General features: G+C 33.5%; 25 protein-coding genes and 1 pseudogene. 21 read left to right on the top strand and 5 right to left on the bottom strand.

Features of this window, described 5'->3' with window-relative positions; translation table 11 throughout:
- Positions 1 to 137 precede the first annotated feature (137 nt).
- The 3 genes from BK580_RS13000 (at position 138) to BK580_RS12990 (ending at position 2,155) form a co-directional block, all read left to right on the top strand.
- The gene (locus BK580_RS13000; RefSeq protein ID WP_078380754.1) at positions 138 to 653 is read left to right on the top strand and encodes a sigma-70 family RNA polymerase sigma factor; all 516 of its coding nucleotides are present in this window, start codon (positions 138 to 140) and stop codon (positions 651 to 653) included.
- A 26-nt stretch (positions 654 to 679) separates the two neighbouring features.
- Positions 680 to 1,423, top strand: a complete 744-nt coding sequence (locus BK580_RS12995; protein WP_078380753.1) for a S26 family signal peptidase — start codon at positions 680 to 682, stop codon at positions 1,421 to 1,423.
- An 84-nt stretch (positions 1,424 to 1,507) separates the two neighbouring features.
- Complete coding sequence (locus tag BK580_RS12990) at positions 1,508 to 2,155, top strand: uridine kinase family protein (protein WP_078380752.1); 648 nt, start codon at positions 1,508 to 1,510, stop codon at positions 2,153 to 2,155.
- Positions 2,156 to 2,247: 92 nt separating this feature from the next.
- Here BK580_RS12990 and BK580_RS12985 read toward each other — a convergent pair whose 3' ends face one another.
- Positions 2,248 to 2,721 carry a DinB family protein gene (locus BK580_RS12985; RefSeq protein WP_078380751.1) on the bottom strand — a complete coding sequence of 158 codons (474 nt, stop codon included), beginning with the start codon at positions 2,719 to 2,721 and terminating at the stop codon, positions 2,248 to 2,250.
- Between the two features lie 68 nt (positions 2,722 to 2,789).
- Here BK580_RS12985 and BK580_RS12980 point away from each other — a divergent pair, with 68 nt between their 5' ends.
- The gene (locus BK580_RS12980; RefSeq protein WP_078380750.1) at positions 2,790 to 3,491 is read left to right on the top strand and encodes an ArsR/SmtB family transcription factor; all 702 of its coding nucleotides are present in this window, start codon (positions 2,790 to 2,792) and stop codon (positions 3,489 to 3,491) included.
- A 294-nt stretch (positions 3,492 to 3,785) separates the two neighbouring features.
- On the top strand, positions 3,786 to 3,935 hold the full coding sequence (locus tag BK580_RS23615; RefSeq protein WP_169864976.1) for a hypothetical protein: 150 nt from the start codon (positions 3,786 to 3,788) through the stop codon (positions 3,933 to 3,935).
- A gap of 316 nt (positions 3,936 to 4,251) precedes the next feature.
- Here BK580_RS23615 and BK580_RS12975 read toward each other — a convergent pair whose 3' ends face one another.
- On the bottom strand, positions 4,252 to 5,097 hold the full coding sequence (locus BK580_RS12975; RefSeq protein ID WP_078380749.1) for a hypothetical protein: 846 nt from the start codon (positions 5,095 to 5,097) through the stop codon (positions 4,252 to 4,254).
- A gap of 204 nt (positions 5,098 to 5,301) precedes the next feature.
- Between BK580_RS12975 and BK580_RS12970 the strand changes: the two genes are divergently transcribed.
- The 5 genes from BK580_RS12970 (at position 5,302) to BK580_RS12950 (ending at position 8,686) form a co-directional block, all read left to right on the top strand.
- Positions 5,302 to 6,009: an SAM-dependent methyltransferase gene (locus BK580_RS12970; RefSeq protein ID WP_078382763.1), complete on the top strand. Its 708-nt coding sequence runs from the start codon at positions 5,302 to 5,304 to the stop codon at positions 6,007 to 6,009.
- 191 nt (positions 6,010 to 6,200) lie between these two features.
- A complete protein-coding gene (locus BK580_RS12965; RefSeq protein ID WP_078380748.1) occupies positions 6,201 to 6,500 on the top strand; it encodes a hypothetical protein in 300 nt (99 codons plus the stop codon).
- Between the two features lie 15 nt (positions 6,501 to 6,515).
- Positions 6,516 to 6,746, top strand: coding sequence for a hypothetical protein (locus BK580_RS12960; RefSeq protein ID WP_078380747.1), 231 nt, complete (start codon positions 6,516 to 6,518; stop codon positions 6,744 to 6,746).
- A 39-nt stretch (positions 6,747 to 6,785) separates the two neighbouring features.
- Positions 6,786 to 7,931, top strand: coding sequence for an SMP-30/gluconolactonase/LRE family protein (locus BK580_RS12955; protein WP_139364893.1), 1,146 nt, complete (start codon positions 6,786 to 6,788; stop codon positions 7,929 to 7,931).
- A 113-nt stretch (positions 7,932 to 8,044) separates the two neighbouring features.
- Positions 8,045 to 8,686 carry a hypothetical protein gene (locus BK580_RS12950; RefSeq protein WP_078380745.1) on the top strand — a complete coding sequence of 214 codons (642 nt, stop codon included), beginning with the start codon at positions 8,045 to 8,047 and terminating at the stop codon, positions 8,684 to 8,686.
- A 78-nt stretch (positions 8,687 to 8,764) separates the two neighbouring features.
- Here BK580_RS12950 and tnpB read toward each other — a convergent pair whose 3' ends face one another.
- Positions 8,765 to 9,856 (bottom strand): IS200/IS605 family element RNA-guided endonuclease TnpB, encoded by a 1,092-nt coding sequence (tnpB, locus tag BK580_RS12945; protein WP_078380744.1) that lies wholly within the window; start codon positions 9,854 to 9,856, stop codon positions 8,765 to 8,767.
- A 664-nt stretch (positions 9,857 to 10,520) separates the two neighbouring features.
- Between tnpB and rsgA the strand changes: the two genes are divergently transcribed.
- Together rsgA and BK580_RS12935 are read left to right on the top strand one after the other, a co-directional pair.
- Complete coding sequence (gene rsgA, locus BK580_RS12940; protein WP_078380743.1) at positions 10,521 to 11,576, top strand: ribosome small subunit-dependent GTPase A; 1,056 nt, start codon at positions 10,521 to 10,523, stop codon at positions 11,574 to 11,576.
- Between the two features lie 34 nt (positions 11,577 to 11,610).
- Positions 11,611 to 12,594 (top strand): phosphotransferase enzyme family protein, encoded by a 984-nt coding sequence (locus BK580_RS12935; protein ID WP_078380742.1) that lies wholly within the window; start codon positions 11,611 to 11,613, stop codon positions 12,592 to 12,594.
- Positions 12,595 to 12,874: 280 nt separating this feature from the next.
- On the opposite strand, the gene BK580_RS12930 is transcribed toward BK580_RS12935, so the two are convergent.
- Positions 12,875 to 13,504, bottom strand: a complete 630-nt coding sequence (locus tag BK580_RS12930; protein ID WP_078380741.1) for a zf-HC2 domain-containing protein — start codon at positions 13,502 to 13,504, stop codon at positions 12,875 to 12,877.
- Positions 13,501 to 13,983 (bottom strand): RNA polymerase sigma factor, encoded by a 483-nt coding sequence (locus BK580_RS12925; RefSeq protein ID WP_078380740.1) that lies wholly within the window; start codon positions 13,981 to 13,983, stop codon positions 13,501 to 13,503. The genes BK580_RS12930 and BK580_RS12925 overlap by 4 nt, the downstream gene beginning before the upstream one ends.
- Before the next feature lie 156 nt (positions 13,984 to 14,139).
- On the opposite strand from BK580_RS12925, the pseudogene BK580_RS12920 reads away from it, so the two are divergent.
- From BK580_RS12920 to BK580_RS12875, 9 genes and pseudogenes are all read left to right on the top strand, one after another.
- Positions 14,140 to 14,539, top strand: a pseudogene (locus BK580_RS12920) (IS1595 family transposase); the annotation flags it as partial.
- A 59-nt stretch (positions 14,540 to 14,598) separates the two neighbouring features.
- Positions 14,599 to 14,988 carry a DUF3888 domain-containing protein gene (locus BK580_RS12915; protein ID WP_078380739.1) on the top strand — a complete coding sequence of 130 codons (390 nt, stop codon included), beginning with the start codon at positions 14,599 to 14,601 and terminating at the stop codon, positions 14,986 to 14,988.
- Positions 14,989 to 15,742: 754 nt separating this feature from the next.
- The gene (locus BK580_RS12910; protein WP_078380738.1) at positions 15,743 to 16,342 is read left to right on the top strand and encodes a hypothetical protein; all 600 of its coding nucleotides are present in this window, start codon (positions 15,743 to 15,745) and stop codon (positions 16,340 to 16,342) included.
- Positions 16,343 to 16,348: 6 nt separating this feature from the next.
- On the top strand, positions 16,349 to 16,873 hold the full coding sequence (locus BK580_RS12905; RefSeq protein ID WP_078380737.1) for a GNAT family N-acetyltransferase: 525 nt from the start codon (positions 16,349 to 16,351) through the stop codon (positions 16,871 to 16,873).
- A gap of 170 nt (positions 16,874 to 17,043) precedes the next feature.
- Positions 17,044 to 17,346, top strand: a complete 303-nt coding sequence (locus BK580_RS12900; protein ID WP_169864971.1) for a DUF3888 domain-containing protein — start codon at positions 17,044 to 17,046, stop codon at positions 17,344 to 17,346.
- 1,014 nt (positions 17,347 to 18,360) lie between these two features.
- Complete coding sequence (locus BK580_RS12895) at positions 18,361 to 18,735, top strand: hypothetical protein (protein WP_078380735.1); 375 nt, start codon at positions 18,361 to 18,363, stop codon at positions 18,733 to 18,735.
- A gap of 1,085 nt (positions 18,736 to 19,820) precedes the next feature.
- A complete protein-coding gene (locus BK580_RS12885; RefSeq protein WP_328589047.1) occupies positions 19,821 to 20,198 on the top strand; it encodes a PH domain-containing protein in 378 nt (125 codons plus the stop codon).
- Between the two features lie 83 nt (positions 20,199 to 20,281).
- Entirely contained in the window at positions 20,282 to 21,085 is an 804-nt protein-coding gene (locus tag BK580_RS12880; RefSeq protein ID WP_169864968.1) for a class I SAM-dependent methyltransferase, read from the top strand.
- A gap of 175 nt (positions 21,086 to 21,260) precedes the next feature.
- On the top strand, positions 21,261 to 21,854 hold the full coding sequence (locus BK580_RS12875) for a kinase (protein WP_078380731.1): 594 nt from the start codon (positions 21,261 to 21,263) through the stop codon (positions 21,852 to 21,854).
- The last annotated feature ends 93 nt before the right edge of the window (positions 21,855 to 21,947 follow it).

Here is a 21,947-nt window from a genome sequence, read left to right as displayed (position 1 = left end):
TGTTAATTAACTTATTCAACTCCATAACCGAACTACTTAGTTAGATACTGGGCTTTTTGTGTATTAGGAATATTTTTGCAGGAAAGATGGAACCAAAAGTCTTTCGTGTCGTCAGTAAATAGGAAGGGGGAATGTAAATGGATGAAGCACATGAAAGTTTAACATTAAGCCAATCAGATAAAATAAATGTGACAGAAGATCTTTTTAATAAATATGGTACGGAAATTAAACGTATTGCTTATCTTTATGTAAGAGAACATAGCTTAGCGGAAGATATTTTACAAGAGGTATTTATTGCTTGTTTTCATAATTTGGATAAGTTTCGAGGGGAAAGCTCCTATAAAACCTGGTTAATCAAAATTACAGCGAATAAATGTAAGGATGTTCTGAAACGGTGGAGCTTTAGGAATATTTTGTATAAAAACACCATAAACGAGGCTTCGTCTTATAAGGATACACCGGAAAGCATTTTACTATCGAAACAGGAAGAATATGAGGTTGCCAGACAGCTATTGACCTTACCAATAAAATTAAGAGAAGTGATTATTTTACATTATTACCAAGAGCTTAGTATTGAAGAAATCAGTCATATACTGACTATCAAGCCTAACACGATTAAGTCAAGGCTCCATAGAGGGAGAAAGCAATTATAGGATTCTTTGAAGGAGCGTGGATATGAATGGGAAATAGAATGAAAGATTTATTAGAAACCACAGTCTTAAAAGATATCGCCACGACTGAAGAGGAAAAGGACCGCCTTATCCAAACTCTTAACGAAAAACCATCTAGAAGGCCATTTCATTTTAGGTATTTATTAGCATCGGTTGCAGTTCTAGTACTATCAGTCGTATTCATTAGTTCTCATCTTACTAATGACACCCAAGGGGGTATCGTCGATTATCACACGAAACCAGAAATTAATTTCATGGAAGAAGTGCCTGAAGGAATGATTAAATACCACCATCTCTCTGATAATATGGATCGAGGAAATCATGATTACTATGACACGTTAGTATTTATTGAACCATTTAAAAGGGAAGCGGAAATTTCTCGGGGAGACATCGTACTTTATGAAGGCGAGGATTCAAGGCAAACTCTTGCAAGGGTTGTTGGGCTTGGCGGAGAAACCATTAAGATAAGCAATGGGCAAATATATATAGACGGAAAAAAGTTAGATACTTTTTATGGAAAGGCACATCGACTTGGTTTAAGTAGGGAGGAGTATTTTGTAACGATGGATCAAGTAGAGGGGATGGAATATAACAAAGAAGGGATGGAGAACTTGTTTAGTTATGATTTAAATGAAATCAACCTTTCAGACAATGAATATTTTCTTGTTAGTGACGACTGGATGAGAGGGCGAATGATTACAATACAAGAAGATGAAATTATTGGGAAAGTTATTGGTGCAAGAAAAAAATAATGGTGAATTAAATAGATAATCACTAGATAACAAAGTAGTAGTTTACTTGTATACGTAGTTGTAACAGACTTAATTATAGATCGAATGTATAACAAATTAAAAAGTGGTGATTTTGTTATTTCAAAAAATAAAAAAGGTAGAGTTACTAATTTTGAACAGTTGGTTAGATCGATTGATTCCATTCCTCCAAAACAAGCGACCTTGTTAATTGGAATAGATGGTTGTGGTGGATCAGGCAAAAGTACATTAGCTGATAAAATGAGGACTGAGTGTTCTAATGTAAGTGTTGTTCATATAGATGATTTTTATTTACCATCCTCGCAAATTGTTAAAGCACCTCCAGAGAATAAGTCAATTGGTGCAGATTATGATTGGAAGCGTGTACAAAATCAAGTTCTTGGACCTATTAGTCAAAACAAAGAGGGACATTATCAGCGATATGATTGGGTTACAGATGAATTAGCAGAATGGCATACTGTGCCCATTCGAGGAATTGTCATAATAGAAGGAGTTTATTCTATACGCAAGGAGCTATCAAACCAATACGACTTAACAATTTGGGTCGATTGTCCGCGAGAAACAAGACTTTCACGTGGTCTTGAAAGAGATGGAGAAAAGGCGCGTGATAAGTGGGAAAATAACTGGATGATTTCAGAGGATATTTATGTTGAGGAACATAAACCCAATGAAAGAGCAGATTTAATTGTTAATGGAACTATCTTTAATTTCTGAACAAGCACAATGCCGATAAATTCCTTAGCCTCAAGGAATTATCGGCTTGTCCATATTAGATTAGCGTATTTTGGTTATGATCTTGATTCATTTTAGTCCCATATCATTGGCCTTTCCAAACCACTCATTCTTAAGTATTGTAAAAATTGGCCAGCATGGACGGAGTCATGGTAGGCAATCCGTAAAAGCATATCGCCTAAATATCGCTGATAGCCGACATCACTTCGGTCAATAAGCCTTGACTCTAATTCTTCTATGGAGAGGGATTGAACATAATCTGTAAAATCGGAAAAATATAACTCTGATAATTCGATCTCTTTTTTGATGGAAGTGATAGGTTCATTATCGTATGGGATAGGTGTTTCTGTTTGAACAGATCCATTGTTTCTTAAAACCATATGATAATGGTAACTTGCACTCCATACATGACGTATCATTTCTCCAAAGGACAAGGCTTCTTTATCTGGTTTCCAAGTAATCCAGCTGTCAGGTAGTGCTTCCCATAATTTTATAGAGCGTCGACGGGTTTCTTTTAAGTTCAATATAGTTAGATCGATTGCATTCATCAGTAATTCCTCCTAGTATTAGATTCAAGATAATTGTATCAATTATACATTTAGGGTATCATCGAAATATGAATGTATATCCAAATATCTCATATATTGCGAAACTAATTGGTGAACCAACAAGAGCTATCATCTTGGATTGTTTAATGGACGGTCAAGCTCTACCGGCAAGTGAATTAGCTTACAGAGCAAAAGTGTCACATCCAACAATTAGTTCCCATCTCTCAAAATTAGTCGACGGTAATCTACTTACTACGGAACAACATGGTAGACATCGGTATTTCCGACTTGCTAACGAAGAGGTAGCAGAGGTTCTCGAAAAGTTAGGAACAATCGCACCAACTGTTCAAGTTCGCTCATTGAGGCAGTCGGATCAACTAATACAAGTACGCCATGCTCGGACTTGTTACGATCATCTAGCTGGAGAACTTGGTGTGAAAGTTGCTGAGGTACTACTTGATAAGGAAATCGTAACTTTGAAAGATGGGGAATACGTAGTAACTGAACAAGGAAAAAAGTGGTTTTTTCAATTTGGAATCAATATCGAAGAGGCAAACATAAAAAGGAGGATATTTGCGAAACCTTGTCTTGATTGGAGTGAAAGGCGTTATCATATTTCCGGTTGGTTAGGATCTGCAATAGCCACTAGCTTTTTTGACAAAGGATGGATTACAAAAGCAGAAAAGAACCGAGCAGTCCATCTCACCAAAAAAGGCATAAAAGCTTTACAAGATCAGTTTGGTATTGAACTGAAATGCAGAGGTGAATAAATTGGTTTAACCCCTTTAGTCCGTTAAATGACGGGCTCTTCTATTTACAGCATGGGGAATAATCATGGTTTCATTGCTTGCTTTTTTACGTGGTTCTCCTTCTTATTTCAGCAGTTTCGATTATGGATATTATTAAGAGTGATGGTAGAAAGTCAATGAAGAGAAGTGTAAATGAAGTAACAGAAGCGAAGAAAGTAAACACTAATAAAGTAATAAGGTTTACTTCAGTAAAATAAGGTATATTATATTTGTTGAATAGATTCTTTTTAAAGACAAGAAAAGTAGGTGAACAAAGTGGGGAAATATCAATTGGATGCCAAAGGTAAGGTAGCTGTGAAAAAGTTTCATGAAAAACAGACGCCTGCCAAATTTGATAAAAAGCAGCAACTTGAAAAAATACGTGCGGAGTATTTGAAAAAGAAGCAAAAACAAACAGATAAATAATATGAATGAAAACATAGGAAGACTAAAATCTCCCTATGTTTTTCTTATTCGAAGTTCTTTTGATGATATAGTTTATTATTCCCATAAATTTCAGATTCGGTGACAAAAAACTCGTCATCAGATAACTGAATCAATAGACCAGCCGTTATTTTGGATACACCAGTAATTTTCACAGAAATTTTTTAAACATTATCAAGAAATAAAATGTTGCAAGGTCAATGAAATAATTTATAAAACTAACGGGAGCGTTGAAGAAGTCATTGGAAATAAAACTGAACAACAACCGGTTTGAATAAGAGTTACAGCGTTTTATGTCTTAATTGGAACTTCTCTTTTTATTCAACTTTTCATTTAGCTGGTTAAAATTTTTGACGATTTCTGGAATTAGTAGTTCTTCAGCTAAAGTAACCCCTTTTTTAATGGAGTTAGCTGCATCATCAAACAAATTTGCTTTTATTTGAGCATCTGCGAGTGTATACCAGTAAAACCACGCATCCATTTTTGTGATTTTCTCTTTGTGGAATTTTTCTATTTCTGGATAGTATTTAACGAATAGTCCTTCATCTGGAACCATTCTTTTTCCATTCCATTTAAGTACATCTACAAAGTAAGTATCTGCAATGTACCTTCTCCATACCGCTATACCGACATCCTCATTAGTAATTACCTCTAACCTATGATAAGGAACATCCGCTAAAAGGTTTAAAGAGTGATTACTCCATTTAAAAATTTCTAAATTATTTCCTGCAGCTGCGCCAATTGTTACACCGAAGAGATATTCTTTAACACCATCACCAGTAATATCGAAAAGACCTGAAAAATCTAATCCTGCCCCATGAGTTTGGGTCTCCCAAATTTTTTCCCATTTTTCATTCTCTTTTCTTAAAATAATTGCGCCGAATTGAGAAGGATTAGGTTGTACTTTTGCCTTTATTTCAAAAGTAATAATAAGCTCTTCTTTTCCATCTCGGTCAAAGTCATAAAACTGAATTGATTTGGTTGATTTAGGATTTTCAGGCTTTACTAATTGTGCACTTGAAGGCAAAAACTTATTTATAGCAATCCTATAGTCTTTATTTAATCTATCTTCACCATAAATAGAGGGAGGAGACATATAAAATAATCCAAATACAAGTAGGGTTACAATAATTATTTTTTTCATGATTATCCCCTTCGTCTTTCTGACATTATGAATTATTATTCCCTTATTTCCTCGTTTATCATTCGCATGCTTTACACATCATTTTCAACACCAATTTCAATCAATTAATTGGATATTTGTGTTAATATATAGAAGAGATTGTATGTGGATATTGAAGTAAATGTCGTCAATTCTATTAATTATTTGATAGGAGTTTTGATTAATTTGAGTAGAGTAGAACAGAGTCCCAAATTAGAGTTAGATAAAATTATTTTTATTGGCAGAACCTTTGAAGAGTATTTAGACATGTTTTCCCTTGCAATAGAAGAATTAAGGGGAAAGAAGATCCTTGATTGTCCAGGAGGCGCATGCTCCTTTACAGCAAAAGGAAACAAACTAGGGTTAGATGTAATTGCTTGTGACATTGCCTATTATCATTCAGTAGAAGACCTTGAAGATAAAGGTTTACTAGACATAGATCATGCAATGGAGCATATGGAAAAAGCTAAAGATAATTATGTTTGGGATTATTTCAAAAATATTGAAGGGCTTAAGACACAACGGTTAAGAGCTTTAATAGAATGTACGAAAGATAGGAAGGAATTCAGAGAAAGATACGTTCCAGTTTCCTTGCCAGCTTTACCTTTTAAAGATATGGAATTTGATATTCTGCTATCTGCCCATTTTCTTTTTACATACGCTGACAGATTAGATTTTGATTTTCACAAAAGGACAATAATGGAATTATTAAGGGTTACGAAAGAGGAAATTCGTATTTTTCCATTAATAGATTTAGAAGGTAATAGATACGAACATTTAGATAAAATAATAGATTTTCCCATCCGTATTGGATGTAAAGTGGAAGAAGTTAAAGTACCATACGAGTTTCAGTTAAATGGGAACTCGATGTTAAAAATCACTAAAGGTAAGTAGGGGAATTCATTCGTTTTTTAAAAATTCCCTATCAACGCTAACAAGGTGGTCCAAATAAAGAATTTCTTTATTGATCCAATGGGAGTAATTGATAAATAGGAGCAGTCGCACCTTACTAATGAAACAAGATAGTGGAATTAAACTGAGCGGAAAATAATCACCAGTATTCATTTGAAAAAAGAGACATTAAAATGAAACGCCCAAATAACAGCCTGTTAGGGTTTAGTTTATTGGTTTGTGCTTTAATAACTATATTAGTTCCAAGTCAATTTATCAGTGATGGCATCGGAAAATATGAATATGGATACCCTTTTACCAATATAACAATTTATCAAATAGAACCTAACAACAATTGGTTCGGAACTAACTTTTTCGCAGGAAATGATGGTTTACACATCAATCTTCTGAATATTGGATTAAATATCATCGTCATTTACTTACTAACGTACTTTATCGTTAGTAAATATAAGAACAGAAAAGAAATACGGTAGATTTGGAGGGATGTAATGCCTAGGCTAGTTGCAGTGTTCTTGTTTACTTTATTTAGTTTTTTGTTCTGGCTGTATTTCGCAAACTATCACTCTGATATTAGTGATTGGTGGACGGTAAATCATATAATAGAAAGCACTCCAGAGAACGAAATTATTACAATGTCACCTACGAAGCTCTTTATTGGTTTGTCAGCATTCATCCTAATAGGAACTCTACTTTCAATTATTGTAATGAAAAGAAAATAATATTCACAGTCAATGGATAAGCGAGAAAGGAAAAATAATATGAGCCATAAGAAAAATGTATTTTTCGTTATTGTTCTAAGTACCGTATTACTACTCACTCTTTATTTAACTTTTTGGCCCGTACCGATTCATCCTCCTTATTGGGAAGCCTCCCAGTCGGAGGGATATACAGGTCCTCATAAAGAGAATAGTAGGTTAGTAGGGATGGATTTTATTGAACTAGATTCATTTAAACAACCAGAGCATATCGAGTATCAGGATAATTGGCTGTATGCTGCAATGAAGGATGGTGAAATTATTCGCGTTCGCCCTGATGGATCGGAAATGGAAGTAGTGGTAAATACAGGGGGACGTCCACTTGGATTTGATTTCGATGCGGAGGGTGCACTTATCGTTGCCGATCCTTTATATGGAGCCCATGGTGGATTGCTGCGAGTGACTAACTTTGATAAGGGAGCGGAGATAGAGCTTCTAACAGATTTTGCTGATGGCAATCCCATTTGTTTTGCTGATGCTGTTGTCGTAGCGAATAATGGGTTGATCTATTTTACAGATGCCTCGTTACTAGTTAAGGCAAAAGAGATCGGTGATGTTGGAAAAGCTGGTGAACTAGACATATTAGCGAATAGTAGTACGGGGAGGGTATTGGAATACGATCCTAAAACCCAACAGACGCGAGTAGTAATGAAGGACTTAAGTTTTGCCAATGGAATTGCGTTAAGTGCAGATGAAAATTACCTATTAGTAACTGAAACGGGGAAATATCGAGTTTGGAAGATAGACATAACAGCAGAAAACATCAGTGCCTTTAAGCCGAATACATCTACCCAAATAGTAATAGATAACTTACCAGGTCTTCCAGATAACATAACGCAAGGTAAGAATGGAAGGTACTGGATCGGTTTAGTTTATCCTCGAAACGACTTTTTGGACTTTAGTGCAAACAAACCTTGGCTTCGTTCTGTAGCGATGCGCTTACCAAATTTTCTCTTACCTAAAGGTGCTGGGTATGCTCATATTATCGCCATTAATGAATCAGGAAATGTTTTAGCGGATTTACAAGATCCAGAGGGAGTCTATACAGAAATAACAGGAGCGACCGAATCCGAAGATAAGTTGTTCTTTCATCATTTAAATAAAACAAATACTATTGGTTGGTTGGATAAGAGGGATATAGGATTTTAACGTTGAAAGAAAGTCGGTGCCTGATGCCCGGTACAGTAATACTCTATCGTAATGGGTGGCAGGCACCATATTTCAGATAGTTTAAATCCAGTTAAATAAAAAGGTGGAGCAAGATGAATATTAAATTTACAGTGTATGTATCAAATATGAGACATGATTCTTCTGATTTATTAATATATGATCAGTATTATGAATTAGATTCTGCTTGTGTAACCTCAGAGAAAACAAGATATATACCAATTACACATCCAGAAGCCACTAAAGCAGCTCTTAAAACTTGTGAAGAACATGAAGGACCAGCATTATACATTCCAGGGTATGTACAATTAATGATTGATAATACTGAAGTTTTTACTGAAGATGACTGGACAACTGACCTACTTATGACCTGGAAAGGTTTCACTTTACTCTTAGACTCTGAATATTTAGATGGGTTTGATGAAGAGGCTGGAGTTAATATTACTTTGCTTGATAATCAAACGGAGTGTATTATTACAAACTCAGGTGAGAATATCCAATTAAAGGTAGTTAGATTTTTAATGCACGAACTTGAGGATGAAACCACAATCTTCGAGTCACCATTAATCCCTAAGCATGCATTTCTCAATGCAATCAAACAAGAATTAAAGAACGTTTCACAATTTCTACAAAGTAATAAGATATTCAAAGATGATAGTTCATATGAAATTATTGTTGAAGTATACAATGATATATTTATTGAACTACCCCCACCTAAAATCATGGCAGATTTTTGAGGAAGGGGATTCCTGGGTTATCAAACCTAATGGTCCGAATATTACCGGGCTAACCCCGCAGTCCCTGCGGTTTATTTTTTAGACACTTAGTAGTCTACGCGCTTCTTTTTCTATATTTTTACTAGCATTTTGGTCACGGTCGTGTTCCGTTTGACATGAAGGACAAGTCCATGTACGAACAGAAAGGTTTTTTGTTTTGGGATTTTTATATCCGCACACCGAACACAATTGACTAGAAGCAAAAGTCCTCGAAACCTTCTGAACCTTTCGGCCGTACCATTTAGCTTTGTACTCTAACATATTGGTGAATGTCGACCAGGACACATCCGCAATAGCTTTTGCTAATGGATGATTTCTAATCATCACACTTACAGAAAGATCCTCTATCCCAATCGTTTGATTTTCACGAATAAGGCTAGTGGACATTTTTTGTAAGTAATCGCTTCTTGTGTTCGTCATTTTTTCATGTAGTCGAGCGACCTTCATACGCGCTTTGTTCCAATTGGAGCCGCCTTTTTTTCGGTGAGATAGAACCCGTTGCCAACGGGCCAACTGTTTTTCGTATACGGAAAGGTACTTAGGATTGTCCAAAACGGTTTCATCGGAACAAACAGCAAGATCCTTGATCCCTAAATCGATTCCAATCACTTTTTCTACCTTTGGTAAAGATTGGATTTCTACTTCTGTTAGAAGAGAAACAAAGTAGTTGCCAGAAGGTTTACGTCTAACCGTTGCGGATAGAATACGACCTTGGACGCCGCGACTATTCGCATACTTGACAAGACCAAGTTTAGGCAATTTGATGTGCTTATCCTGCACGACAATATTGCCGTTCGTGAACTTTGTTGTGTAACTTTGTGTAGGGTTTTTCTTACTTTTAAAACGTGGTTTTTTATTTTGTTTTTTGAAAAAGCGCTGATAAGCATCTGACAGGTTTTTGACGGTGGATTGAAGGGAAATACTATCCACTTCTTTCAACCACTCATGTTGTTTTTTCAGAGGAGGAAGCTCCTTGGAGCAGCTGGCATACGTTAACCCTTTGCCTGTTTCTTCAAAATGAGTATTCCATAGGGAAAGAAAATGATTGAACACAAAGCGTGAACATCCAATGGTTTTATTAATTAACGTAGCTTGGTCCTTATTGGGATAGATTCGAAACTTAAACGCCATGTGTCGCTTCACTTCCTCACCTCACCGAATGTATGTTCTTATTTAATTATATCAAGAGGAGACGATGTTATCTACTTTTTTCTTTCTTCTTGTACATTTATTTTGAAAGGACAAAAAAGCGATTCATCTCCCACCTAAACACGGTTGTGTTTGGAGGAAGGAGTCTTCTCGCTAATAATGATAAATAAGTCAAATAAATTAATTTTATTTGAAAAAGATCAGTTATAGAGTAAATTGACGGCTATCATAATCTACTACTTTATGAAAAAAATTACTAAAGTTAGAGAGAGGTTTAGGAAGATTTCTTTCTTTTAAAAATATTTGTTATAAGTAAGTGTAAACTATTGACTTACCAATTATTAAAATGTTAAAATTTTCTTACAATTAAAGAAGGGAGTGAGATTAAGCGATGACTAATTTAATGAAGATAACCTTGGAAATTATATTTATTGCCTCTCACTCATGCGGATTAAAAAATTAGCCTTTTTGATTTATTAAAAAAAGTGCATGATAGTGGAAAAAATCGGCTTTTTGTAAAGCGAGCAATGTGTGGCCACAGGGTTATTTTATATACCCTGTGGTTTTTTTGTTGTCTATTTAATGCTCTTATAAAAATATAATTTCCAGTTATACTTCTCAAAATTTATAACTGGAGGCAAATTTAATGGAACCACATTCACAAGGCTGGAATGCTAATTTTGAGGAATACTTTAAACCCTTTAAACAAAAAGGACTAAATGCAGGTAGGGTCACATCCAAAAAAAAGGACAGTTATCTAGTGAAAGTTGAAGGGAAGTCAATAATCGCTAAAATAACAGGTAAGTTTATGTATAATGCCCAATTAAATAAAGATTTCCCGGCAGTCGGAGATTGGGTCGTGTATGAAATAAAAGAAAATAATAAACATGCCTTCATTCATGCTATTTTACCAAGAGAAAATGCTTATGTAAGGAAGCTTCCTATCTCTGGAGGGAGAAAATTTAAAAAAGGTATTATTGAAGGCGGAAAAACAGAGGAACAAGTAATTGCTTCAAACATCAATACAGCATTTATTGTTATTGGCTTAGACTATAATTTTGAAATTCGTCGCGTAGAAAGATTTTTGACTTTGGTTTATAACAGTGAAATTAAACCGGTAATTATTCTAAACAAAATAGACTTATGCTTTAGTGTTGATGAATATTTACACCAAGTGAAAGAAATAGCAGATAAAGTTCCCATTTATTCTGTCAGTGCTGAAAAAAATATAAATATGGATGTTTTCTTAAAATATTTATTGTGTGGAGAGACAGTTATAGTTCTGGGATCATCAGGAGTTGGAAAATCAACCATAACTAACTTCTTGGTTGGTGATGAAAAACAAAAAATACAGTCCATTAGTCAGTCTACGGGAAAAGGAAAGCATACAACAACTAATAGTGAACTTATTTTCCTTAAAACGGGCGGCATCATTGTAGATACTCCTGGAGTAAGAGAATTGCAACTTTGGGGAGAGGAAGAGATTCTTGACCAAAGTTTTGAAGAAATCAAACTATTGAGTTACGAGTGTAAATTTAGGAATTGTCAACACCGAGAAGAACCAGGCTGTGCCATTCAAAAGGCTATAAATGATAAAAGTTTAAGTCAAAGTAGAGTTAGTAGTTATAAAAAACAGTTAGCTGAATTACAAAGTTTAAATACAAAGAGAAGAGATTTCGAGAAAAAATTAAACAAAAAATAACACACTAAAAGAAAATAGGGAGAGTTGTCTATTTATGTTGAAATTAAAATATCTTTTTAATAATGTGGACTTAGCAGAAATGTTGTTGGGAAATTGGGAATTCGATCAACAATCTCTTGATATGTTTAAGTATTATAGAATATCTTCAAATGCTATATATCCATTTCAAATCCAAGGCAAAACACAGCTTTTAAGATTTTCTCCAAAAACAGAGAAATGCCGAGAAAATATTTTAGCAGAACTGGATTTTATTTCTTACCTGCGTTCCAAGCATTATGGAGTTTTAGAAACGGTTGTATCAAAAAATGGGGAGGAGCTTGTCGAAATGGAAACTCCATGGGGCGATTATTTTGCCTCTGTATTTAAACGTGTTGCAGGTGTACAAATCAACAAAACTGATTTAAGTGATTTGGTTATTTTCAGTCATGGAAAAGCATTAGGACAGCTTCACCAGTTATCCAGTGAGTATCAACCTTCTAAAAACAAACGATGGTCATATAGCGACGTGTTAAATTGGATTCATACGATTCTAGTTGAATTTCCACATGAAAAAGCGGCTTTAATGGAAACTAAGTTATTACAAGATTATTTTGATTCCATTCCTAAAACAAAATCCAATTATGGACTGATTCATTATGATTTTGAATACGATAATGTATTCTATGATGAAGTGTCTAAATCTTGTAACGTGATTGATTTTGACGATGCGATGTATCACTGGTATGTGATGGATATTGAGCAATCACTTGATAGTTTGCAAGATTGTATGCAGCCTGAAATGTTTCAGCAGAATAAACAATGCTTTTTGGACGGATATCGTACTGAATTTGAGATCCCAGATGATATGATGTCATTAATACCAGCTTGTAGACGATTTGCCAATTTGTACGGCTATGTACGTGTATTAAGGTCAGCAAAAGATAAGTGGGACAATGAGCCAGAATGGTTAGTAGGTTTGAGAGAGAATTTAACAGAGGATATGGAAAATGAATCTTTGTGTTTTGGCACGGATTTATAATATTTAGTTTACAACGAACATCATCGTAGCATCCTTTAAACGGGGATAAGACTAATTTCATACTAATAGTAGTGGTAGCGCAAAAAATGCCAGATTTTCTTATATATTTATAAGGAATCTGGCATTAATTATAAGTGGATATAAATATTGTAAACCCGCATGGTTATATATATTTTGATAGGCGTCAATATCTAGTATTAGTCTTGACAACCCTTATTTTATCATTGTACCCATTAATTTAAGTTCTTTGGATAAGGGGAATATCAATCTCTTCCTTACACTAACTAAATAATAATTCGAGCAACTGAATGACAGGGTAAAATGCCCAAAATCCTCCATATATATTAATGGCAATACACCATAAAACAAGAGCAATAACGATGCTAATAATTGAATGGTGTAGTTTTTTTATTCTTCCAAAGGAATGTCCAATCGCAAGTGTAAACAAAATGAAAGCGATACTCAGCGTATATAGACCAATTGAAAATCCAGCTAGAGCACTAAACAAATACATACAAATTCCACTTATCCAGTATTTTTTGCTTTTGCTATCTACTTTCCAGAGAAACACTAACAAAGAAGTTCCAAGTAATAAATAGGCTAAAACACTAAAGATATAAACATCCGAAAACATTCCAATAAGTATTGCTATTAAAAATGTCCCACTTAACAAGGCCATCATTTTTTTTCTAATTCTTAAAACAATCCTTTGAACGTGATCCTCAGAAGAGTTCGGCTCTTTCCTAAGTGTCGCATCTGCCACCAATTCTGTTTGTAAAGCTAGTTGTTTTTCCCTGCATTCATGACAAGTTTTCAGGTGTTCTTCTATCATTTGATTACTTTCGTTACTTGTTAGTCCATCTACATATAAGGGAAGCAAATCCTCAATCACTTTGCATTTGATAGTCATTTTTTCACCTCTCTCATTAAGATATCGTGCAATTGAAGCTTTGCACGATAAAATGTCACTCTTGCCCAGTTCTCACTGTTGGAAAAGATATCCCCAATTTCTTTAAAACTTAATTCATTAAATGCACGGAGAACCATGACTTGTTTATATGGTTCTTTGAGTTCCGTGATGGCAAAATGCAAAAACATATCGTCTTCTTTCTTTTGTAAAATCGTTTCAGGAGTATCAAGATTAGCCAAGCTTTCACCGCTATCATCAAATTGTAAATTTGAAGGGAAAGGATTTTTTTTAAGGTGCTTATAGTAAACATGTTTTGCTATTTGAAATAACCAAGTTTTGACCTTCGATTTACCTTGAAAACGATGAATGGACATAAAAGCCTGATAAAAAGTTGCTTGAACCAATTCCTCTGCTAAGGAATGATCATTGGTTAGATAAAATAAGTAATTAAATAAATCCTTTGAATAAATTTCATACAGCTTTTTAAATTCCTTCCCCCTTCCTTATGTATAAGTACCTAAAATTTCAATTTCGTTACAAGTTTTTTGTAAATGTACAAAAAAATAGCAGTCTAAACTCATTAATTCGACGGATAAAATTAGCTATTCTGGTTTTTTTATTGGCTCTGTTATAGGTGTTTGGGGCGTATTGTAAAACCGAAAGTCGATACCTTGATTGTTTTCTAAACTGTCCAAAGAAAACGTGATTGTAACCGATGCTTGGAGAGCTTATAAAACCTGTGCAAAAGAAAAAGCTTAAAACATTACCCTATTAAATAGACAGTGGGAACACGTTATTAGCGGCTTGTGTCAGATCCAAATTGTCAATGGTCTCCATTCCCGTCTAAAACAGTGGATAGACCATTTTAAAGGTGTGGCTACAAAGTATCTGGACAATTACCTTGCTTGGTTCTTATTTGTCGATAGTCGTTGTAACGAAAGCATAAAACAGCATATAAAAGAGCTTCTATTAACATCATTTGTATTTGAAATGACTAACACATATGGCAGCTTGCGTTTGTCAAATAGTAATTAACTCAAAAGGTGCTGAATAAATCATTTTAGTTCTTTAGAAACTAAAATGAGGTGGTAATAATGAAGAAAATTGTAGTAACTTTTATGATTGGAATGATTGTTTTTGTAATGTCTAATACAACTGCGAATGCAAAAACAATAAATGAAGCCGAGACAGATTTATGTGACACACTTAAACTGGCACTTATGAATAGCCTAAGAGAGCCAGTAGATAAAGCAATTGTAGAAATCTACAAAGATGACACAAATGCACCAAAAGGTCTTAGATGGGATACAAATGGTGCAGAAATTCTAAAAATAAAGCAGGTATATGGTATCGGCGGATTATATGAGATAACTTTAAAAATAGAGCCTTTTTACAATGCTCACATAAGTTACGGAATTGACGAAATTGTAGTTAATTCAAATAGGGAATTAATAAGGTATAAGCATTTAAAAACATATCCATAATCTCTCAACAAGTCAGTGGTGGACACCCAGAAGTGTGTGTCCCTACATTTTTTAACTAAACTATCAACAACATTAGGAAATCATCATTTAATGGAGATAAAAAAAGTAATTTTGTGAAACCTCTAAGTTAATAGAAATAATCGTACTGGATATGGAATCATTATGGTTTATCTCCTGTTAGCCATGCAATTATATACCCTATAAAAATTATCAAACAAAATATGATCAGTTTTACAATATTAATTATTTTTCTAACAGAAACATTACTACTACGATTGGACGAAAAAGTTTTACATGATATTAAGTAAATGCTTAATGATAAAAAAGTAGAAACCATAACAATTCCCCTTTCTATCTAATATTATACATTTATTTCCTGCAAGATACTAAAGCTAATATGACCAACCTCTATTGCCAGATTCACCTCTAAGTTATTATTTTCCTAGTCTATTCAATTGTATATTTTTCTTGGAGCTTTGTGTATTTTGTGCACCGTTAAGGCGATGAATTCTAAAAAATTTGTAAAGTTGAAAAGACTGTCGTACGAAATTACAAACACAAGTTTTTTAATTGAAAGTAAAGAATAGGGATCTAAAAATAGAAGTTAATTGGATTTATGTGGTAAAATTAACTTAAGATGTTATTCAGGAAACGGGTAGTATTGGACAAGCACCGAAGCTGAATACTGACATTCATGGGTGTAGTAATAAATATGCTAACCAATCCAAAAAGAATTTAAGGAGGTAGGTAAGAAATGTGGAAATCGATGCCGTTTGAACGTCCTACTGATCATTATGATTTAAAAGCATTAGAAGTTGATGAAAAAATTTGTGCTTTACTAAAGAAACGAAAAGAGGTTACGGAAAATAATCCAGGATTTCCTCCACTTGAATACATTTCGGAATGGTCAAAGAAATATGAGCTCTATGAAAACCAGCTGACTTCTCTTTTTTCATTAATTATGACGGAGGAGTATCATAGACCAATTGTAGAGCCTGTTGGTTTTAGGAAAATCCTCCAGATTTTTAAGGCGACTGAACTGGAAGATAGAGTATATTATATTTCCTCTATTCGTCAATATGAAAATGCTAGTGTAGTCTTTCTGAATATGGAATGGGATGAATATAAGGAAGAAGAATATAACCCGATCCATTTAGAATTGAGTATTGAAGGCGACGAAGAATACTATTGCAGAATGACAGGTGGTAGTGGATCTTCTGGGCATTATTATTACAGCTTTATTGTGGAACCACCATTACCTGATGACATGATAGGTAAGAAAATGATTTTTAAGGGGTCACTCTTACCATTTGAAAAGAATCAATCGGAATTAGAGCTTGTTTTTGAGGTGTAAAGGAGGATGGTTGCTGAGGCTATATTTTGTGAGAGTAGTAATTTGTATCTAAGAGATGTCCAAATCTCAGATAGTACATTAATAGCAAAATGGAAAAACGAAAAATTAATGAGGCAAATGTCAGTCGGATTGGATACGGTTATAAATGAACAAAATCACATTAAGAAAAGCATCGATGCTAAACACCCTTATTTTATAATCTCCATTAAGGATAATAACAAGCCAATCGGTTATATAAGGTTAAATTGGATGGACAACACTAATTATTTTGGATGGTTACGTTTTGGGTTAGGGGAAGAGAGAGGCAAGGGTTATTCAAAAGAAGCCTTACATTCTTTTCTTCAAAAGACCTTTGAAAATGGTACAAAAAGAATTGATGCAGAGGTCTATGAGTTTAATGAAATTAGCTTTAAACTGTTGACAGCATTGGGTTTCACACATGAAGGAACAAGAAGAAAAGCATATTACTCGAATGAAGAATTTTACGATGTTCACACATTAGGACTTTTACATAGCGATAATAATAAATAAAGAATGTAGTCAAGATAGTTTAATAAGAATTTCCTTAATTGTTCATAATAAGAACAATATGGAATGGAGGTTTTTAATGAAAAAAAACCTTTTTAATATTAATGACCTTCTTAACTTTTTTCTCTTATTCTCCCGTTCAAGCCGAAACCGTAACTACAAGTGATGTACAGTTGTGTGATGATGTGATTATCAATTTGCTCTTTCCATCCATCGACCAAGCACTCGAACAACATTTCGATAAACCGAAGGAGTTTTATTGCGAACAGATTCTCCAAGTCAAAAAGAAGGTAGAGCCTTACAGCTACTTTAATGTCATCTTGCAAGTAACAACATTTGAAGGTGCTCACGATTTCCCATATGATTTAGTTACTATCACTTTTAGTAATAAAAATAGTATGGATTTTCAGGCAATTGATGTTAAAAGCAGAACGTTAAAAACAAACGAAGTAACTAAGTGCAGGCATCTTTTGTAAGAAGGGTGCTTTTTCTTCGGATTAATTTTAGAATATTTTACACAAAAAGAAACTTGTCAAAAGCCGACAAGTTTTCTTTCAGTTTTTATGTCAATTCACATGTCATTTTGGTCCTTATTTTTGAAAAAACACCTCAATACGGATACTTTAGCTATTTATAAAGAGCTTATTATAAAGAAGAATTGGAATGTTTTATGGCATAAGATTAAATTCCTACACATGAAACAATTGATTACAAATAGATGAAAGCGAGAGGGACGAAACTTTTGCTTTTTTCGTTTTGCTAAACAATAGAAGAGACGTATTCGTCTTGATGGATCCCAACTATTATACTGCTAAACTTATTCAATAATCCCTTTCTAAACGTGCATGGTGGCAGAGGGTAGGTAGTCATTCAACAATAATTTCTTCTTAAACCACCGGAGCTTCTGATAAATTCAGAGGTTCCTTTGTTATGAAATAATAACAAATTAATTTTCTTTCAAAAGATAGACAATATTGTTTTAAGGAGAAAAAATTTCCATCTTTTTAAGGCAGCAAAGAAAGGAATAGTCTATGTACACAACCGTCAGTATTAATCTGCTTTTTTTCTAATCGCTGGAATTGAATAATAGTAAAATAAATCTAATAAATCCAATAATTTGTAGACGATGTAACTGTTTTAAGAATAAAATAGGAATTAATAGGTAGAGGAGGCTGGGAGGAAGAGGTTATTTAGCGTATGTTGGTACGAAAGGTAGTGACTATTATGTCGGTTTTCTTTATCAGGATTCTCTACCATATCCAATTCTTTTTTACTTCATTAGGAAAGCTTGGTTAATATCCTATGTCACTGGCTTTCTATTATTCTGTGTTGTAAAAAAACTGATTGTTACGCTCAGATTCAAATAAAATTTTTCGAAGGAGAATTCAGATGATTCTTACAGTTAATCGAGTGAATAAATCGTTTGGTAATGAAAAAGTATTGAAGGATATCACTTTATAGCATTAGGAGAATACCTTATTTATAGTTGTGTGTTATTAATCCTATGTTTAATCTTTATCCTTACTATAACTATATTCCTATCCACATTTATCAAGAATAGTTTATCAGTTTTTGCTGTATCCATTCTGATTAATATTAGTGGTTATTACTTAACCACTAAATTCGGAGAAAACTATGCTCACCTTTCTCCATTTACATACTTTAATTTATCTAAAGTAGTAAACGGAGAGCTTTCGGTTGTAGTAGACAATGTGAATATAAATTTCTTAAATGGTAGCATCGTTTTGATGGGACTTACGCTTCTATTCATGTTTTTCGGCTACTTGGTACTACGTAACAATAATGGGAAAAGTAAAAGCTTGAATCCAGAGAGTCATGTGGCTAAATATGAAGAAAAAGCTTAAAGAATAGCCTCTGGAAACTTAAGGGGTGTTTAAAAGATAAGAGTAACGCATTATTTCATTTTTCTGAAACGAGAGGGGTTATATTTAAAATGCCTTTACTTTTATTCACGATAATTTATTGTGTTATCACACATCTCTTAAACATTTCATATGGACCCGCTCTAGGGATTTATTTAATCTTTTTTGGCTATATTAAGGGTAATTTTAGTAACAAGTTTCATGATTTTTTAAATTTAGAACCATCTAAAATAATATATAAGCAAAATGGCCTTAAAGATTCTCTAACAGAACTACTATCGTTAACATTAGTATTTATTAATTCTTATTTAATTGCTAATGATCCTTTTACTATTTTTGAATTCGTTTATATATTTGCTGTTTTGGGAGTTGTATACCGTTTTGCATTTTGGGGTATAACACGAACAATTAGAGAAAAAGACATTTTTTCTAGAAATTGATTTTCTGTTTTTCAAAATATGTACTTGCTTACTTTAACAACTAAGAATTCTAGTAAAATCCCTTTGTAAAGCCTCAGTTACGTAACAATTTACATGATAATAATTGACTATTCCATAGAAGAAAGATGGAATATTGGAAAATTCATTTTGAATGTGGAATAGCTAGTTAAACTATAATTCTATGTGTATCCACTAGTAAAATAAGAAAATTGCATCTTGATAAATGGTAGTTCAATCTATCCAGAAAATTTAAAGCTTGCTTCTAATTCTAAAACACATTCTTATAAGAGTGTGTTTTTTTATCTTGAAAATTGAACAGTAGTGTCGTTATTACTATAAAGTAATAAGACACTCTAGAAGTTTCCTGGGCTCTATTCAATAATCGAGGCATATATTAGATGAGGAAGGAAATTAATGGGTTAAACTTGAATTAATAAATGATATTAGATGCAAGGATCAAGGAGGAGGAGAAATGTCTGAAAGAGAAAGGTTACCACATAAAAGTCCAAAAGGTTGAGGAGTTGAAAAGTCGTATAAATATTATATGAAAGGCGTGATTAACCAATGATTTTTCGTTCCAAAGTAGACTTTGTTTTTATAACATCTATATTTTTAGTGGTTTTAATAATGGGGACTATACCATTGCTTCCCCTTTATAAAGAAGCATCAATATCAATTTTAATTATTCTATCTGCTATCTATCTTATTTCGGCAGGTTTTTTATTGTGGTACGTAATTTCTATTAGATATGTAATCTGTAAAGATTATCTAGTAATTAAAGGCGGACCATTTAAAAGTAAAATTCCGTATCAAAACATAACAAAGGTATCTTTAACGACAGAAAGCCTCACTGGTTATCGAATTTCTTCTTCTGACAAGGGAATTGAATTATTTTACGAATCAGCAAGGCATGGGAGTATAAAGATTTTACCAAAGAATAAAAGGGTGTTCGTCTCCGAGTTAAGAAAACGATGTCCTAATGCACAGATTCAAGGATTCGAATAGGAAGCAATAGGGTTCGTCCCGATATCCTTAACCTGCGTATTTCGCAATTTATGCTTACTTAATTTAAAACAATGGAGAAAATCATGATAACTAATTCAAAAGAGTTTTTAAATGAACAGTACGGTGATTCAGCTAGATTAGATATCCGAATAGCATTACATGATTTGTATAGTACCAGCAACCTAGATTGGCATGAATGGGTGTTTGATAACATAAAGTTTGAGGAACAAAGTAGTATTATAGAATTCGGGTGCGGATCTGGTGCTCTGTGGGCTAAGAATAAAAACAAGATTAAGAGTGGATGGGACATTATATTAACTGACATGTCTGAGGGGATGCTTGAAAGAGCGCTAGAAAGCATCGGAGAGATTCAAAACATTAATTATCAAGCAACGGATATTCAATCAACCGATTTTGCTGATTCGCAATTCGATATTGCCATAGCAAACCATATGCTTTATCATGTTCCGAATATCAATACTGCATTATTTGAAATTAAACGAATAGTAAAACCCAACGGAACTTTTTATACATCAACTAATGGTCTAAGCCATCTTAAAGAGATTTATGAATTTGTTGCAGAATTTGATTCTTCCATACCGTTTTCTAAACCATTGAATTCAAGTTATTTTGGTCTTGAAAATGGGGAACAACAACTTCGGAATTTTTTTAAAGATGTAAGTTTGTTACGCTTTGAATCGAATTTGAAGGTTACGAATGTGAGAGATTTGGCTGATTATATGTTTACGATAGGTACTGACCTTAAAGAAGCACTTATCAAGAATGGAAGTTTTAACGAGTTTATTGATTTCTTAGAAGGTAAGAAAAATAATCAAGGATATTTACATATTACGAAAGATACTGGAATCTTTGTTTGTTCTAATTAAAAGCGAAGATTCTTTTAATAAAGGTGAAGTGTCATCAACAAGTATCATAATAGTTTGTTACATTTCTATTTACTAATGAGAGTATCAAAAGATAATTTACTAACGGGATTCATATCATCTTTGATATGAATCTCTCGACAATATGATATGTGTATATTGAAAAGAGGGCATATGTATGGAAGATAAAATACTTAATATAGCTAAATTAATTCCTAAACTTGAACAAGGTCAAAGAATCGTTCTTGGATTAGACGGACTAAGTCGTTCTGGAAAAACAACATTGACAAAAAAAGTTGAAAAGTATCTTCAAGAAAAAAATATCTCATTTCACCTTTTACATATTGACGACTATATTGTAGAAAGAAAAAGGCGTTACAACACTGGATATGAAGAGTGGTATGAGTATTACAATTTGCAATGGGATGTTAAATATTTGAAGGACAATTTATTTGTAAACCTAAAGAATTCTAACGAAATACAGTTACTCACTTATGATTACGGTTCTGATACTCAAAGACTGGAGATAACTAAGATACCAGATACTTGTGTAATTATTATCGAAGGAGTATTTTTACAAAGAAAAGAGTGGAGAAATTTCTACGATATTATAATTTTTTTGGAGAGTTCGAGACAAAAGAGATTCAATCGTGAAAGCGAAGCCATCCAGAGTAATATTGAAAAATTTCAAAACAGATACTGGAAAGCCGAAGATTATTATATGGAGGTTGAAACTCCATTGACACAAGCTAATCTAGTTATTCAAAATTAAATAATATCAAAAAATCTTTAAAGAACCCATTATAGAAATGGAAAAAGAAAGAAATGGGACGAATTCCATTTCTTTCTCTCAGCAAATATATTT

The sequence above is a fragment of the Sutcliffiella halmapala genome (assembly GCF_002019665.1).
Lineage (GTDB): Bacteria > Bacillota > Bacilli > Bacillales > Bacillaceae_I > Sutcliffiella_A > Sutcliffiella_A halmapala.
The sequence above is the reverse complement of the archived record's forward strand: the minus strand, read 5'-3'. Positions and strand labels throughout refer to the sequence as shown.